This is a genomic window from Rapidithrix thailandica (genome assembly GCF_039710355.1).
In the GTDB taxonomy this organism is placed as follows: Bacteria; Bacteroidota; Bacteroidia; order Cytophagales; family Flammeovirgaceae; genus Rapidithrix; species Rapidithrix thailandica.
This window is the reverse complement of the sequence record NZ_JBDKWZ010000024.1, coordinates 71,774-88,424: the sequence shown is the minus strand read 5'-3', so window position 1 is coordinate 88,424 and position 16,651 is coordinate 71,774. Positions and strand designations below refer to the sequence as shown.

Annotated in this window: 8 protein-coding genes; 1 reads left to right on the top strand and 7 read right to left on the bottom strand. The window is 41.7% G+C overall.

The features are described 5' to 3' along the window. Positions 1–206 precede the first annotated feature (206 nt). Entirely contained in the window at positions 207–1,826 is a 1,620-nt protein-coding gene (locus tag AAG747_RS27145) for an ArnT family glycosyltransferase (protein ID WP_346824404.1), read from the top strand. 64 nt (positions 1,827–1,890) lie between these two features. Here the strand turns inward: AAG747_RS27145 and AAG747_RS27140 are convergent, their stop codons facing one another. From AAG747_RS27140 to AAG747_RS27110, 7 genes are all read right to left on the bottom strand, one after another. Then, on the bottom strand, positions 1,891–3,489 hold the full coding sequence (locus AAG747_RS27140; protein ID WP_346824403.1) for a calcineurin-like phosphoesterase C-terminal domain-containing protein: 1,599 nt from the start codon (positions 3,487–3,489) through the stop codon (positions 1,891–1,893). A gap of 89 nt (positions 3,490–3,578) precedes the next feature. Further along, positions 3,579–5,342: an alkaline phosphatase gene (locus AAG747_RS27135; RefSeq protein WP_346824402.1), complete on the bottom strand. Its 1,764-nt coding sequence runs from the start codon at positions 5,340–5,342 to the stop codon at positions 3,579–3,581. Between the two features lie 377 nt (positions 5,343–5,719). Continuing rightward, positions 5,720–7,198, bottom strand: coding sequence for a RagB/SusD family nutrient uptake outer membrane protein (locus AAG747_RS27130; RefSeq protein WP_346824401.1), 1,479 nt, complete (start codon positions 7,196–7,198; stop codon positions 5,720–5,722). A gap of 95 nt (positions 7,199–7,293) precedes the next feature. Continuing rightward, positions 7,294–10,692, bottom strand: a complete 3,399-nt coding sequence (locus tag AAG747_RS27125; RefSeq protein ID WP_346824400.1) for a SusC/RagA family TonB-linked outer membrane protein — start codon at positions 10,690–10,692, stop codon at positions 7,294–7,296. A 233-nt stretch (positions 10,693–10,925) separates the two neighbouring features. Beyond that, positions 10,926–11,936 carry a FecR family protein gene (locus AAG747_RS27120; RefSeq protein ID WP_346824399.1) on the bottom strand — a complete coding sequence of 337 codons (1,011 nt, stop codon included), beginning with the start codon at positions 11,934–11,936 and terminating at the stop codon, positions 10,926–10,928. A gap of 277 nt (positions 11,937–12,213) precedes the next feature. Then, the gene (locus tag AAG747_RS27115) at positions 12,214–14,406 is read right to left on the bottom strand and encodes a DUF3858 domain-containing protein (protein WP_346824398.1); all 2,193 of its coding nucleotides are present in this window, start codon (positions 14,404–14,406) and stop codon (positions 12,214–12,216) included. Continuing rightward, positions 14,399–16,324, bottom strand: a complete 1,926-nt coding sequence (locus tag AAG747_RS27110) for a transglutaminase-like domain-containing protein (protein ID WP_346824397.1) — start codon at positions 16,322–16,324, stop codon at positions 14,399–14,401. The genes AAG747_RS27115 and AAG747_RS27110 overlap by 8 nt, the downstream gene beginning before the upstream one ends. Between the last annotated feature and the right edge of the window lie 327 nt (positions 16,325–16,651).

The window sequence follows — 16,651 nt, the reverse complement described above, 5'->3', positions numbered from 1 at the left end:
TGTATTTGGAAGCGTAAAGCTGGGTATTTTTAAACAAAAAGATTCTCCTTGTTAACAATCTTTAGAAAATTGGGGGATGGATTCAGCGAAATGAAGAATATCCTTGCGAAAAGTTTTTGCAGGCATCTGGCAAGCTTTCCTTCAGAGGTCCATCACCTAAGGCTCAAGGGAAAGATGAGGCCCCTAAAGTTTAATAAAAAACACCCATGTTTAAACGACCGAACAGCATTTTTCTCTTTTGCCTATTATTATTGATTACTGTAGTATTTGCCTATTTTAATCAACAGGGTATCCTTCTGAGTGATCAGTATTTATATGCCAAAAATGCCTACCTTTTTGCAGAGGGTAATTTTGAGTTGTCTCCCAGTGTCTTTTCCAATCGCTTTGCCGTATTTATTCCTACGGCTTGGTTTATCAAGCTATTGGGAATGGAGTATTGGGTGGTGAGTATTTGGCCTTTGTTGACCTTTGTGTTACTCTTAACAGGTACTTTTTTCTATTTGCGGAAGCAATCCCCTCAAATAGCACTCTGGGCTACGGTTTTTCTGGCAACGAATCCGCTATTGATAAAACTTTCCGCCGATTTGTTACCGGATTTAATCCTGGCAGTCTTCACTACGCTGGCCATGTATTGTATTCAATTGGCACAATCCGTTAAAAATACCGTTTCCGCATTTCGCTGGTCTTTTTTGTTTGCTTTGTGTTTTATCATTGCCACCCTGGCCAAAGAAACCACAGCCTTTCTATTGCCTTTTATTGGCGCATTGATGTTGATAGATTGTATACAAAAAAAGAACCTCCGGTTTTGGTTGGGAGTCATTGTTTCCGGATTGTTGTTAGGAGGTACTTACCTGGCTTTTTACCAGCTCCATACCGGAGATTTACTTTATCGCTTAAAAGGTATCGAACAAGAACATAACATCAGTAAGGTATGGAGTTATTACGGGAGCAGTACTTTTGAGATACTGGCCCGGCTCACCTACAAACCTCTCGTCTTTTTGCTCTCGTCTCAATACTATTCTTACCTGTTCTTCTTGGCATTCATTGCCCTTTTGTATTTCAAAAAGGAGCAACAGGAAAGGTCTTTCAAAGTGTTCTGGGCCTTGTATTTAGGATACTTACTCGCAATGTTTTGGTGGGGGTCTACCTCCTTGAAAGGCTATAACCCTATGCCTTTGCAAAGCCGGATGTGGATCCTTCTGCTTCCTCCTTTATGCATCTTTTCCGCTTATACACTGGTTCATTGGAAAACCTATGTGAACTTCCGTTTCCCAATGATTGCTTTTTGTCTCATTGCCTTGGCCTGCATCGGTTCTGCTTTGTGGTGGCATCACGATTGGGAAGCAATCTTTGCTTTATATTTTGTATTGTTATTGGCTGGATATGCTGTTTTTCAACAAAAAATATCCTCCGGTTGGGCAGTCTTCATCCTGTTGCCCCTATTGGCCTACCAAGGTTTGTTTGTCTTTAAATACCACAAAACCAAAACGGCTTATTTTTATGAAAAAAATTTGATCCGGCAACTTACTAACTCAACAGACAATCTAGTGATTTACAGTGATGATAAACTGGCCGGCAAATACGATGTCTACTTTGATTTTGCGCCTCCTTCCGGATTGAAAATTCTCGATTGGAATACAATGCAAAAGGTCTCCTTTGATTCTTCCTCAAAGAACAAACTATTTGTATGGATTAACCGCCAAAGGGTAAAAGAATTAAACACTCGCTATGGGCATCAGCTTCCTCAAGTTTTGGCAAAAGCGATAGAAGGGAAAAAGCCGGTACTGGAAAACCAACAGGTGGCTGTGTATGAGATTACAAAGTAAGAGAAGCTTTCGTGACTGCCAGGCATAAACCTTCCAGGTTTTGGAAACCTGGAAGGTTTTCGGGCTACTGCTCTTCTGTTTTCATTTGCTTATACTTCTGCTTCAATTCTGCTTGAGGGTACACCCTGATCACCCGTTTGGCTTTGGCAGTACCGCTATAGGGGTCGCTGGCCATCACTTCAATCACATGTACGCCCGGAGGGGTATCCGGAGGAAGGGTACCTACCCAAAGATGTCGGGAATCTCTTGACCCTCCCAGTTTGGAAGCCGTTTTAGTAGGGTAAACGCCCCGTTCTTGCAGCCTCATAAGGCGTTGGTAATAAGGATCTTTTCCCGGTTGGTATTGCAATGGTTGCCACGGACCTTCATCCACCCGCATGGAAACGGTAGAACGCTCCGACCCCGGGTAAAAGTTGACCTTAACGGTATCGCGTGAATGTCTCTCAGGAAGGTTCATCTTTTTGTCCCAATCGTACCATTCCGGTACCCAGATATGCATTTGCGATGATTTGGGAAAGCCCGCAGCTTTGAATTGAAATTGATATTCATCCCCCACTACATCCAAAAACCAATACCCTTTCGGTGCTCCACAATGCATTACTGCCAAAGGTGTTCCGAAAAAATCATGTTCTCCTTGCCACCAACTGCCACACGAGGCCCCTGCCACTAACTGATGATGTTCCTTTTGGTTGGCGTTATCTACCGGCAAGAAGGATTGAAAGTTGGTATGGGTATGTCCTGCCAAGGAGATGGCTTGGTGTTTTTGGTGCACGATTTCCAACAAAGCCCCGGTATTGGCCACATCCTCAAACGGATAATGCATGGCCAAAACGACTTTGTGATCTTCAGGAACAAATTGCAAATCGTTTTTCACAAACTCAAGCACCTCTTCGGAAATCACCCCCGGTACTCCTTGGTCGGTGAGTTGGAAGTTTTTAATCACAATAAAATGTGTATTGCCAAAAGTGAAGGCATAATTGCTGGGACCAAAGTGTTTTTCAAACGTATCATCCGTAAAAACATCTTCACTGGCATCCACATTCAAATCGTGATTGCCAATCACGTTGTACACCGGGACGCCCAAAGCGCCTGCTGTCTCTTTATACGATTGGTAAATATCCAATTCGTCAAAGGCCAAATCGCCCAGTACAATGGCAAAATCGTACTTTTCATACGCCACGTCTTCTACCAGCACTTTGGCCAGATGGTTGACATCGTCCTGAATGGAAACCTGAGGGTCACCGATCACCAATACCCGCAGTGCGTCTTGATTTTCCATTGCGTTTAAAGCAAAGTTGGTCTCTTTTCCTTTCAAAGGACTTACTTCGGGCGTATCGTATTTTAACTGATGGGAAACGGTGGAATTGAGATGATAAAACTGAGGCAAATGGTTTTCATCCATTGGCACTTGATAGCCGGAAGGCTTGATGACAAACACCGGTTCGTTGTCTCGAAGGCGGATTTTATACTGGCCTTTCGAATTGGTTTGCACTACCTCCCAACCATTAGAGACTGCCACATGCGGAACTCCGGGTTCCCCTTTATCCCATTGTCGATTGTAATTCCGGTCTTCATACACCACACCTTTAATAAAGCCTTGTGCCTGAACCCACTGTACATACAAAGCCAAGTGAAGTAAAACGATCGAGCTTAGAAACTTCATAAATTGAGTAGTTTATTATTGTTTTCTTTAAATATAGCCCGGCAGGACTGAAACCTTCCAGGTTTTGAAAACCTGGAAGGTTTACTACCCTATTTAATCAGGCTTAAAATTTTATGAAAGATTTCAGTATTCTGATATACCCCCTGAAATAATTCTGCTCCGGGACCATAGGCAAACACGGGCACCATCACAGCGCTATGGTCATTGGTAGAAAAACTGCCTTCCACATAGCCTTTTTGCACATCACCGTCCAATAAGCTCAAACCTCCGGTTTCATGATCTGCCGTCACGATCACCAAGGTATTTTGATGTTTATCTGCATATTCCAAGGCTTTCCCGATCACTTTATCAAAATCCAACACTTCGCTTACCACATAAGGAAAATCGTTAAAGTGCCCACCTATGTCAATCTGTGCTCCTTCGGCCATCAAGAAAAACCCCTTTTTATTGGTTAGATGTTCCAACGCCGAAGTAAATACCTTACCGAACAACTCCTCTCTCCCGTCCAATATCCGGTTCATCTTTTCATTTGGATAAACCACAATACATTTTTCACCGGTTTTTATATTTTGAGGCAACTCATCAGACACAGAAGTACTGGAAAAGTGGTGAGCCCCACTCCCAACAGCAAAATCCAGGGAGGAAGAAAGTAATTCTTGCGCAATTTCCTTTGACATATTCCGGTTCGGTTGATGTGCATAGAAAGCCGCAGGGGTTGCATCGGTAATATCTCCCATAGAAATCACTCCGGTTTTCATTTGTTTTTGACGGGCAATTTCTGTCAAGCTCACAGCCTTGGTGCTATCCGGCTTGGTTCCTACCATCCGGTTATTGGATTTATTCCCGGTGGCCATAGCCGTTGCTCCGGCAGCGGAATCCGTGATATAACTGTCTGCACTCTGTGTAATAGACAATCCGGTAACAGGCATTTGAAATAAAGAAAGTTGTCCTTTGTTCGCCGTATAGCCCGAGTAAATTTGGGTGATCCCCATACCGTCCCCAATCAATAAAATGATATTTTGAGGTTTTTTATTGGAAAAATCACGCTTTCGAGGCGTATAAATAGGATGTGTGACAGCTGATTGAAATTCATTTCTCTCCAGTTTATCAAAATATCCGGCCACTTGCTCCACTTTATCCGTATTGATATAATCTATTCCCAAACGGGCAAAAGCTTTCCAAGTGGTTTTGGTATCGGGCGTACCCCAAAAACGGATTTTCTTTCCTTGTGCATGCACTTTGTCGATTATGATACGAAGCTTTTTTAAATCTCCGGCAGGGATATTTCCTTTCCCATTCCAACGGGACACTCTGGCAAAAGGAAGGCTGATCAAAGGAACTTTGGCAGATGCCTTTTCATCGTATTTTTCCTCAATTCTACCATCAAAAAAGAGATACTCCGGACAGTCGCCCATTTCTTTGGGAAGGGGCCTGGAGCCGCTTATCACAATTTTCGGAGCATTTTTTTGAGTATAAGGGTAAAAATGACCCTTATGTGGTTCGAGTAATACTTTAAGCTGTTCCAGGGATCCCTTGGCTTCTCTTTTTACATCAACCAATAAGGTAAACGAGTGGGTAAATCCCTGTTCTGCCTGGGCTAATAAGGGCTGTAAGTACAAAGATTCTATTGTACGGTTCTCTACAATTTCATCCTCACTGTGGGCTACATACAACTCTCCGTTTTTCAAAATCACATCGACTTCAATGGATGAAAAGCCATGATGATAAGCCGTAAGAAAGGGAATTTTATGATAATAATCGTTATGCGAATGTAGCAGGGGCTTGTGTTGGGCAATCGCATTTTCCGAAAAAAAACAACTAATGAACAATAGTAATACAAAAGACAGTTTCATAAACAAATGCTTTAAGTAGTTATATTTATTAAAATGAAAATCAAGTATTTATATCATTAAATATATTCAAGTTTATGCTTTCTTCAAGGTCTTTTTCAAAAAATTCATCCACACTGTTTTTCCCCTTTAAAGTTAAAACATCCACAAAGATCCGGATAGAATTGGGTTCCTCTGTGCTAGATAAATCAACAAGTATTTCTATCCACACACACTAAAATAAAAATCCCTCTCCAGGGCTTAGGTTTACAAAGCGAGCTATTCCTATCTTTTTTTAAATGATACAGAATACAAAACCCTGGGAGGGAATAGAAAAAGCAGGGCGGTTTAGATACTCTAAATACCCTGCTATGCAACAGATGAATCTTTAGGCCAGCGGTTTAGTAACCTGGGTTTTGCTTTAACATGCCATTGCTGTTATCAATTTCTCTTTGTGGCAAAGGAAAGAGGCTGTGCACACTGGCATCAAAAGGCCTGCTTCCACGAGGATCGTCAATTCCCGCATTGTAGACTTCTTCTGCCAAGCCCCAGCGAACCAAGTCGTAGTGGCGTTGCTCTTCAAAGGCAAATTCACATCTGCGTTCGTGTACCAAATCGGTAAAACTAGGAGCTGTGATGGCTTTGGAGCCGTCTCCGGCGAAAGCCCGTACCCGTACTTGATTAAAAGCCGTTGCTGCAGCTGCAACACCCAAATCAGGTGCATTTGGTCCTCCGCCATTCAACATTATGATCGCTTCGGCATTGAGCAACAACACATCCGAATAGCGCAATACAGGTATGTCCAAACCAGATTCCCAACCAACGTATTTTTCTTGATAGGGATGCACATACTTCACGGCAATATGAGCCGTACCCCATGCCCCTACTAAATTTTCACTTAACGTAATGTCTTCACCGTCAAAGCGGAAAACGCCACCGTCTATATCTACCAAAGTAGCCGCTCTTCGTTCATCTCCCGGCTCAAATGCTTTCGCTAGACTGAAAGTCGGTGCAAAATATTTCCAACCGGATCCATTGGTAATCGTACCGGGCAATTGGACGATGGAAGTGATGGTGCTTTCATGACGTACAGGGTTACATTGTACGGCAAAGAGGTTTTCAGAAGCCTTCTCATGTTCAATGGTAAAAATATCCTGATACCTCTCGGTCAAGGTGTATTTCCCACTGTTGATCACTTGACCAGAAGCGTCCTTGCTTTCTTGCCATTTTTGTTGGTAAGCGTATACTTTCGCCAATAAACCTAAAGCAGCACCTTTGTGTGCTCTTCCAACGGCCTCGGCCGAATGTGTCCAAGGTAATAACTCAGCAGCCGTTTGTAAATACTCTTCAATCCGTCTGTAACTTTCCTCTGTGGTTTCTCTGGGTTTGTTAATTTCATCCGGCTTTTGGTAATCATAAAAAGGCACACCGCCATAACGTCTTACCAATTGGAAATAACCGAATCCCATCAAGAAATTGGCCTCACCTAAAATACGGTCTTTTAATTCGGCATCCATTCCGATTTGAGGAACGTTTTCCAAGACATCATTCGCCCTACGGATAATCTGATACATATGCTTCCAATAAGAGTAGGCATATGAGCTGGTATTTTCATTCGTACTAAAAGAAGTCAAAAGCTTTTCGGTGGGTTTGTCCCGGTTGACAATAAAATCATCCGAAGCCGCTGACATCCAAAACTGCCCCCGGCCGTACACTTCTTCAAATAAAAGCGGCTCATAAGCAGCATTAATACCCAACTCCGCATCTGCAGGTGTTTGCCAGAAATTACTCAGACCATAAGGTTCTTTGTCCAGGATATCTGTACAAGAAGACAGAACCCATAAGGAAAGTAAGAAGGATACAAATCTGATCTTTCTCATGAGAATATATAGTTATAGTGTTTTATAGATCAATAAATGTTGAAAATCTGAGAGGAGCTGTTTGCTCCTCTTCCCGGTAGGAGGTTTATTTCAAATTAGAATTTAAAATTAGCTCCGATGATAAAAGTCCGTGGCTGAGGATATTGCCCCCGGTCTACACCCAGTTCCGTAATTCCAAAGTTTTCCGGATAAGACTCCCCGATTTCAGGATCATAACCCTTATATTCCGTAAAGGTCAACAAGTTCTCTGCAGTCAGGTACACACGTACTTTTTTGGCTCCGATTTTTGAAAGCAGTAAGTTGCTGAATGTGTAACCAACGGTGAGGTTTTTCAGACGCAAATAGTTCGCATCTTCTACAAAGAAATCGGAAATTCGCTGGTTGCCGTTCTTATCATCCGCAGTCACTCTCGGAACCGAAGCACCCGGGTTATTCGCAGTCCAACGGTCCAGGATATCTTCAAACTGGTTGTAACGAGGATCCACAAACAAGCCCGTATATTTTAAGGTATTCAATACCTGATAACCGCCTACGCCTTGGAAAAACACAGTGAAATCAAAGTTGCGGTATTCGGCATTGAAATTCAGGCCATAGGTAAAATCCGGGAAGCCGTCTCCAATATACGTCCGGTCATCGGCATTGATGATACCATCGTTATTGATGTCTTTGAATTTGATATCTCCCGGCTTAGCATCTTTTTGCAACAAGGCACCTTCACTGTTTGTATAATTGTCCACTTCTTCCTGCGACTGGAACAAACCATCCGTTTTGTAACCGAAAAAGTGCGCAATCGGCTCTCCGACTACCGTACGGCTAATACTTTTGCCCCGGTATGAAGAAGAGTAAATTGCCTCGTTACCTGCTCCCATACTCAACACTTCATTTTTCACTATTGAGAAATTTCCGGTGACATTGTATTTGAAATCTCCTTCACGCTTATGATAACCCAATGAAAACTCAAACCCTTTGTTTTCTACATCCGCTCCGTTCACAAAAGGAGCCGTGCTGACTCCCGGTAAAGAAGTGATTGGAACTTGAAGAAGAACTCCCGTAGATTTTTTCAAATAATAATCTGCCGTGATTTCAATGCGGTCGTCAAATAAACCTAAATCAAGTCCGAAATCCGTTTGGGTGGTCACCTCCCATTTCAAATCCTTATTGATGATTCCGTCTTCATACCTTCCGATCTGAGCATCACCGCCCTCTCCAAAAACGACTTTGTATCCATCATTGTCACTGGTATTGCGCACACGGGTATACATAGGGTAGTTGTTCCAGATATTTTGGTTTCCTAACTGACCGTAACTACCACGAATTTTCAAGTTGCTGACAAACTGCACCGGTTCAAAGAAGGGTTCGCTGGAAATCCTCCAACCCGCGGATACGGAAGGAAATACACCCCAACGGTTATCTTTGCTAAATTTGGAAGAACCGTCTGTCCGTAAATTTACGGAGAAGAGATACTTATCATCAAAAGAATAATTCAAACGGCCAAAATAAGACAGCAAGCCCCACTCTTCTCTACCACCTGTAGCCCAATTAAGAGCCGTTGCAGCATTCAAATAGCGGGCATCGCCTCCTTCGGAAATAAATCCTGAAACCCGTACATCCACATTCGTAGATTGAAACTCTTCCATAGACATCCCCGCTAAAGCTTCCACTTCATGTTTGCCAAATGTTTTTTGAAATTTTGCGGTCGTTGTCGAAATCCACCGTTGGCTTTCCCGCACACTTTGGTTCAATTCATTATAAGAAGTTTTACGGCCTTCTTCCGGTACGCTAGGCACAAACCATTTATGTTTGTGATCCGCCCAGTCATATCCCAAAGAGGTTTTCAGCTCAACATCCGGAGTAATGTCCCATTTGATAAAGGCATTTCCAAACACCCGGTTCCGTCTGTTGGTACGGTCATACCGGTTGACCAAGCCCACTGGGTTTTGAATATCGGCCCCTAAAGCGGCACCGGAAAGTTCTCCCGTAGCCGGATTAGCGTAAACCGGTACATCCGGTTGGTACAGCAAGGCTGAAACCAAAGCTCCGGTAAAATCACTTACGGTATTCACCATAGTGTTCTTATTGGTAGAAATCAAAAGATTCTCACCGACCTGAAGGTTTTTACTCAAATTAAAAGTGGTATTCAAACGAACAGTTGTTCTTTGGTAATCGGTGTTGGTTAGCAGACCTTCGTTTTTAAAATGCCCTACCATAAAGGAATACTGAGCTTTTTCATCCCCTCCGTTGATTTGCACATCGTAGTTGCCAATATAAGCCGCATTGTTAAAAATTTCATCCTGCCAGTCGGTACGGGTGATCGCATTCTGTGGATCCGAATAATAATCCGGAACTGTTTTTCCATCATTAAGATAGGCTTCGGCATGAATCAAATTGCGCTGTTCGGCATTCAATACCTCTAGTTTTTTAGAAGGCTGTTGTATCCCGTGGTAGGTATTAAAGGCTACGTTTAATTTTCCTTCTTTGCTCCCGCTTTTGGTATTGATCAATACCACGCCATTCGCTGCACGAGAACCGTAAATTGCTGAGGCAGCGGCATCTTTTAAGACATCGATTCTTTCGATATTATTGGGGTTGATATCATTCAGGTTTTCAATAGGCATACCGTCCACCACATAAAGGGGGTCCGTATTTCCGAAGGTTCCGATACCCCGGATACGGATGGAAGCCGAAGAACCCGGAGCACCACTGTTCCGGTACACCGTTACCCCAGGCATACGGCCTTGTAAGGCATGGTTGATTCCGGTAGCCGGTGTATTCTCGATTTCTTCAATTTTGACAGAGGAAACCGCCCCGGTAAGGTCGGCTTTTTGTTGTACACCGTAGCCAATAACAACCACTTCTTCCAATGCTTTTACTGCCACGGACAAAGTCACCGTAATTTTATCCTGAGAACCCAATGTAATTTCCTTGATTTCGTAACCCACCGAAGAAACCACCAACTGCTCTTTCCCGGCAGGAACGGAAAGTTTAAAATTACCATCCAGGTCGGTAATCGTTCCGATAGAGGTGCCTTTGACCAGTACCGTAGCACCCACCAAGGGCTCTTTGGAACCCGTCTCAATCACCGTTCCGGTAATCAAGCGGTCTTGTTGGACTTCCTCATCGACCACAGCTTGTACCACGGGATTTTTCTTCACGCCAATCTGATTGTTCACCCGTTTGAAGGATACATTCGCCTCCCGGGCAATGTCCTGCAAGAGCACTTCCAAATCTTGATGGTTCGTTGTAAGCGTTACTTTTTTATTCAAGGGTATTTGAGAGCGCACATATGAAAATTTAAATTGCGTTTGCTTTTCAATAAGTGTGAGCGCTTCTTCCAAGGTGATGTCATGTGCCTGAATGTTGACTTTTACTTCCCGCAACTGTTGCCCTTCCAGATTGTGGGCAAATAAAACGCCCGTCAGCACACATTGTAACACAATCCCAATGAGCGTGTTCCTGGACATTTGAATCAATAAGTTTTGTACATGAAAATTCATATCTTTGTAATGTTTTGATGTAATACATTAGAACTTAAGCATCGGGTGATGACCGCCCCGCAGCTTGTCATCGCACCGTTGTGAAAGTGATTGGAGAGTGTCCTTGGCAAAGGACACTTTCTCTTTATTGGACAGACTTATGAATCAAGGTCTACTTCATAGGCAGTACATTGTTATATTTCGGATTGACGCAGTAGCTTTCGTTGATGGGCCAACAATCCTTCCCCCCAGAATTAATTGCAGCCGTTTCCATTCAACACTATGGTTTTATCATTTAAAAAATCATACTCAATACCGGTGGTGTATTTCAACACTTCCAGCATCGTCCAGACGGATTCTCCTCGGAAATCCGCAGTAATTTTACAATTTGCCAATTGAGTATCGGTTAATTGAATTTCCACACCAAAGTTGCGCTCCAGTAGAGGCAATAAGTTTTTCAAAGGTTCATTTTCCATAATAAAGGTATTCTCCTTCCACCCTACCACTTTGAGCGGTGTAAATTCTTTGACGGTTATATCTTGTCGATCTTTTTGATACAAGATTTCCTGTTTCGGGTTTAGCACTACTTTTTTGTTGGACGGAGTGGTTACTTCCACCTTCCCTTCTACCAAAGAAACCCGTGCAATTTCTTCCTCTTCGTAGGATTTCACATTGAACTTCGTACCCAGAACCCTTGTATCCAGCCTTCCGCTTCGCACAATAAAAGGCTTGTCCGGGTTGCTCGCCACATCAAAGAATGCCTCTCCCATTAAATGCACCCACCGGATGCTGTCTTGAAAGCTCTCCGGATAGCGAAGTACGGAACCTGCATTTAGTGTAATCTGTGTCCCATCCCCCAAGCTTAAAATTGTTTTTTGCCCGGGTTGGGTCGAAATCTCTTTCCAGACAATGCCCGGAGCAGTTGGTGCAGGCTGTTGCCATACCCACCAGGCCAAAGTCAAGAGAACCAATACACTGGCTGCAACTTTCCAAAAAAGAGGATTCAAGTGTATTGTCTTTTTCTTTGCCCCAAAGGAAGCATCATGCCTTCTAATCTTTGCATACAGCTTTGCTTTTCCTTTTTGAATATCAAATTCATGTTGAGTAAAATTCCGCTTTGCAATATTCCATTGGGATGAAATTGTCTGAAATTGTCTCCTGTACTCTTCATTTGCCAAATACATATCCAGTTCGCCAATTTCCTCTGTGGATAGTTCACCGGATAAATATTTTGTTGCTAGTTCTGTAAATCGTTTATGGTTCATGGATTCAAGCCAAAATTCAATATTTTCAAAATCACAATTACTTTATAATCATCACTCTATATTCCAACAATCGTTTTGTTAATTCTTTCACTTGTTTACGATTCTTCACTCTTAAGACAACCTGAACGAAAAAAATCTACTATTGCCAATGTAAAGTGTTAATCAAGGCTATGTTAAGAAATGATGAAGGAGAAAAAGGAAAACGGGCAAGATCCGGGTAAAAAAAATGCGCGTCCAAAGACGCGCATAAGAGGTAAGATTATTGAGAACGATTATATTAAGTCCTTTTCAATAGAATTTGCAGTTTATTAAAATCAGAAGCGGCTTTTAGAAATTCCACCATCAAAGGCCATTTTTCTTGTTTTACAAAGTTGGAGCTATAATATTTTTCGGTAGTGATGACCAAGCGGTCACCCTGGATTTGCGCCTTACTGGTAAAGCCTCCGGTTTCGTTTTCTACGGCAACCTTCAATTTTTCCAAACCTTGTACTTTATAACCCTCCGGAATTTTCAATTCCACAGTATAAGCAAATGATCGTGCATACGGCATATACACATCGTATTTTCTATCCAGTTCTTTTTGCTGTAGCTCTACTTGCCCTTCTATAAATTTTCCGATGTCCAACAAATAATTTGGGCCTACTTTCTTGATACCACCGCTGGTTTCCACATTACATGCATAAGTGAAGTCGGGTTTATCATGGAACCTTCCGGTATTTTCTATTTTAAAATCACTGACTTCCTCAATGGTTAGCGGAAAGTTATTTTCCATGTAGATTTTCAGCCGTTCATAGAGTTTTTCCTGCCGGTTTGCCTTATACGATTCCCTTAGTTCAAGATACTTCTTCATTTCTTTTTTCTTCATAGAGGCAATTTTGTCTGCAAGTTTATAGGCCTTCCGTTCTTCCTCTATATAATCGTATTCATCCATCAATACATTTTGATCATAAACCCTGTTCGCACCAATAGTGGCCTTAAGCACAGCTATCTTTATTTTTCCTTCGTTGAGATCGGTTATTTCAAGTGTATATTGGGCTTCCGTACGGTTTTCCTCATGTGAAGACACCGGAATTTCCACCTTTTTCAATTCCCATTTTTTGTCTTTAACCAAGCCATCTAAGAAATACGCTTCTACTCCCTGCAAATTTTCATCAATCTCCCCGATGGTGGAATGATTCGTAAACCGGCTTATATAAAAGGGAGAGTCTCCCACATTCACCTTCAACAAATAACTCAATTCATTTTCTAAAATCAGCTCGTCAATTCCGGAAATAAACCGGGGAACCGCAATCAAAATCTCATGAGGAATTTTTTGTTCCTTATAGTAATCGGATATTTTGATCATACCCATGAACGATCCTTTTGCGGGATTTGGATTTCCCTCATTCAATAATGCAACTTCTGAATTTTCCACATGCTCAAAACAGCGATATACATAATAAGCCTGTTGGGCACGTGTAAGCGGATCTTCTTTCTTGAAACGGTCCCTCATTAAGAAAGGTAAACTGCTGTAATTATAAGAAGCATTTTTAATCATGTACCTTAAAAAGTTTTTGATCTCCACTTCGCTAACTTCCGATTTTAACTTCCCCGGTTCACCGATAAACGAAGATGTCGCTGTTGCAGCCATACCGGATGCATAGGTTACTTTAAACTTAATAGTGGGCAAGGCACGGTTAGGATAAAACCAACGAATATCTTTTGTACTTTCCCGGTTGCCATCTTCCAAAGAATAATGGTTTTTATCATCTTTGGCATCCTCGGAAAGTTGAAAATCGGGAGCGCCATTAAGTGATTTCAAATTGATAAAACACCTTCTGAGTACATCAAATGAAATCTTCTGTTTGATCACTGGGTAGTCATCGTGAAGTTGAAAAATGACCGGATCAAAACTATAGTATTTGGATTGGTTCAGATAAATCGTTTGTTCTTCAGCAATATAATAATCTAAAATATCTCCTAACTCCAGATTCGGAATCGCTAACTTCAGTTTATTGAATCCCTTTTGATTGACTTGCCGCTCTTCTTTCACGGCACTCCCCAATGGAATTTCTATTTCTTTCCCGCTGGGTTTAATCACTTTAAATCCGGCATAGTAAGAATACTCTGTATTACGATACATATAATTCTCAGGGATACCAAATTGGGCGTATTCCTCCAGGGCACTTTGGTCTTGTAATTTAATCCGGGTATGGATAGCGCGATTAAAATACAAACGGGAAACCATGGCTCCTTTTCGATAACTTAAGTTATTAGACTTGGCAATAATTACCGCCGACTTATTGGCCCACTTTTCGGGCACTTCGGTAACGTCAAAGTCCGGGTCGCCACTTTGCCACATCAGCTGTTTAAGCTCCGCGGCCCGCTTTCCATCTTCCGTATAGCCAATACCGGACGCCTGGCTCCATCCGGAATACAGAAGCGTAACAAAGAGAAATAAAATACTACGAGGATAATACTTCTTATTCATGAGACTGAAGGATAAGTTGATCATTATAAAATTGGTTGAGCTTTTTGACAGCATTGTTCCAGGCATTGAATTGGGAAGCCGGAAGGAGTTTGTCAAAGATTTTAATTTCTTTTGTGTAGACGACTTTGCCTGATTGCAATTCGTATTTCAAATCAAATTTGAAATACTCATTTTCCACGGAAACAGGCTCCGGTACATAGTTTACTTTATACCCTTGAGGAATCGTAAGTTCTGCTACGGTCTCCCTGAAAACCTTCCTACCAAAGTCCAGTGGCACTTTTCGTTCCTCTTTTACTTTTCCACCTTTAAATTCTTCTATAAAATCCAGGTCCAGGTACAGTTCTTTATCAAAAGCATTCACGTGATTTTCCAAGGTAAATCGGTACACAATTTCCAAGGGTTGTTCCCGCTTTAACTCCGAGTATTCCGAAACCTCAAACTGATCGGGGTTTCCATTGCCCGACACAATGGATTTCATGAATTTTTCAAGCTTCTCGTTCTCAATGGAATTCGCCACATTTAGCAAGTTCTTTTTATACTCTCCATCGATGGTATAGGCCCCTTTCCCTTGAAGTTTTTGATCGGCTAATTCAAATTGAAGGTCGGTTTTACATAAATATCGTTCAAGAGGTTCCTGTGGTACCTCTTCAATAAGATAAGAAGACCCGTCTTCAATCATAATTTGCTTACCTTGAATCCGCTCCGCATGTAAACTTACCGGATTGAATTTCTCAGTAGCATCCAGAATGTAGCGTTTATCACCTTCTATCACAGTACAAATCATATGGTTATCCACGGCTAGCGAAGGGATATCATAAGAATAAGGAATTTTGCTGGTGCCAATCCAAGTGAGCCGGGCATCTATTCCTGCCAGTTTCAACATATCTTTGGTAAGGTTGGCCATTCCTTTACAATCGCCATACCGTTTGAAAAACACCTTATGAGAATCCTCCGGTTTAAATCCGGCCAATCCGTTTTCAAAAGCTATGTACTGGATATTGTCCTGTACCCAATAATATACGGCCTTGATTTTTTCTTCCGTAGAATTCAGCCCTTGGGTCAATTCATCTACCTTGGCTTTTAATTTGCCGGTATCCACTTGATTCAAAGCCGTAAGCGAAGCATACCAACGGTACAGGTCATCCGTAGAGGCAAGTACCGTTTCTTTTTTACCTCCGTACGTATACGATTTAGTCAAAATTAAAATATGGGGTAAAAAATGCAGGTAGCCCGGCACATCGTCTTCTTTGGGAAAAGCCTCCACATTTTCCAGTGTATAGATATAAGAAGTCGTTCCTTCTTTTTCTGACTTTTTCACTTCTTTGCGGATCTCATACCCTTCAAAATTCCTCTCCACCAATTCTACCTCCGCCCAGTCCGGGACCTTAAGCTCAATTTCACGCTTTTGACTGGGAATGTCTTCGTGAAAAAATGTGTACGTCAAATACTTGGGATCTTTATATACCTTTCCGGATTCATACACGATCAACCTGCCTTGATATAAGCTTTCAAAATGGTACGCACACAATTGGGCATCCGAATAAAAGATATCCCCTTGGCGGTAATGCCCGCAATATTTATCGTGATCAAAGGATTTACCCCTGGCTGTTTTAAGAGAATAAGATTCTATATAAGAATTATCATTGTAATAATTCCGGATCGTATATTCTACATTGCTATTTAACGTCAGGTATTGATTGGCTTCCTTTAGCGCCACTTCCAATGAGTTCTGCTTTTTGGAAAACCTAAAATCATACTGTGAGCGGGAGCTAAGCAAGACGATATCCTCATCGGGAAACTCTTCTTTAAAAGCTTTGGCTTTAGCCAAGAACTCCTCATCAACTTTCTGAGAAAAAGCAATAAAGGGGATATGCCCAACAAAGCACATCACAGCAATCAGGGAAATGCAACGAATCATTAGTGTCAATTTATGAATTGTAATTTACAAGAGGAAATCAATATCGTACTCAATGTTTTTAATACTGAAGTGAATTAACCTTTTTCTTTTTCCTGAAAAATGTTTCAAAAATACCTCCTCTGTCTTACTTTTTGCAACAATAGCTTTGGCTATTCTTTTCAAAAAGTGCCTTGATGAGCCGGTTTTGATTCCATCTTCGGTCAAAAACTATATGCGTAAACCACTTCACTTTTAAGTATACTAATTGCATGAAAAAAATAGTATTGTAATTTTAATAAAAAAGCACAGGGCTATAAATTATTATTCTGTTTTTACCTTATTTTTCGA